This is a genomic window from Dialister succinatiphilus YIT 11850, assembly GCF_000242435.1.
Taxonomy (GTDB): domain Bacteria; phylum Bacillota; class Negativicutes; order Veillonellales; family Dialisteraceae; genus Dialister; species Dialister succinatiphilus.
Window position 1 is genome coordinate 55756 of the sequence record NZ_JH591190.1, and the last position, 1059, is coordinate 56814.

The window sequence follows — 1059 nt, forward strand, 5'->3', positions numbered from 1 at the left end:
GAAGCCGATCACAGGCAGAACCCTGCCAGCCCAGTGCGTCAGCCCGGCGGCTGGCTCAACCCTCGCGCCGCAGGCGTGTCAACCTTCGGGAATACAGGTAAGCACCGATAAAAGCCATTACCCCAAGAGACATTAGCTACGAAAGACAGGAACCACATGAAAGGACAAATGACACTGGGCATTACCGCCTCCATACTGGCGGCCTTTTTATTTACCGTCATGGACGTGAGCGCCAAGGTGCTCGCCCCTCTGGGAATGGGAGAAATTACCTTTATCCGCGGGCTGGCAGGCCTTCTTTTCATTCCCCTCATTGCCATGCATGAAGGGAAAGCTGTCTTTTCCGGCAAAGACAGGCTTCTCCTTCACCTTCGGGGCCTTTTCGGCGGATTCGGCATCCTTCTCTTTTTCTACAGCCTCCCGGGGCTCAAGCTGGGGGACGCGGAAATTCTGGTGCAGCTTTCCGCTTTCTTCATGTGCATCCTGTCTCCCATTTTCTTACACACCACCCCGTCGGGAAAGGTGCTGCCCTGGCTTGTTACCATTGCCGCCGGCGCCGCTTTGGTGCTGCAGGTGTGGAATTTCCAGGCTTTCAACGGATATGCCCTGCTGGGTGTGATTTCTTCCTTCTGTACCGCATCGGCCTATACCTGTATCGGCAGGCTCACGGAAAAAGGAGGCCACTCGGGGGCGGAAATTGTTTTTTATTTCCAAATCTATTCTATGATAGGCGGCGCTCTCCTTATGGCAGGTCATATGGTAATGCCTTCCGGCGTGGACTGGGTATGGATTTTCTTCATGTCCCTGTCTGCCCTTTTTGCCCAGGTGGCTCTGACCTGGGGATGCACCCATATACCGCCGGTGATTGTGACCTTTGCCATGTACACAGGCATCCTTTTCCACATTCTGGCAGGCTGGTTCCTTTGGGGAGAGAGACTGACCCTGTTTTCCTGGACAGGCGGGGCGGTCATCGTTTTCGGAAGCGCCATGCTGCTGTGGAAGACAAGGAAGAGCTAGGGGTAGAGACAATAGCGGTGGGCAGCTGTATTCCCGAAGGTTGAC

General features: G+C 55.0%; 1 protein-coding gene. It reads left to right on the forward strand.

Annotation, left to right across the window (positions count from 1 at the left end; all coding sequences use genetic code 11):
* Positions 1 to 156 precede the first annotated feature (156 nt).
* Positions 157 to 1014: a DMT family transporter gene (locus HMPREF9453_RS10375; protein ID WP_008860518.1), complete on the forward strand. Its 858-nt coding sequence runs from the start codon at positions 157 to 159 to the stop codon at positions 1012 to 1014.
* Positions 1015 to 1059 lie beyond the last annotated feature (45 nt).

Bases quoted from the DNA above. Each gene is read 5' to 3' on its own strand.
- HMPREF9453_RS10375 (WP_008860518.1), top strand. From the start codon at position 157: ATGAAAGGACAAATGACACTGGGCATTACCGCCTCCATACTGGCGGCC.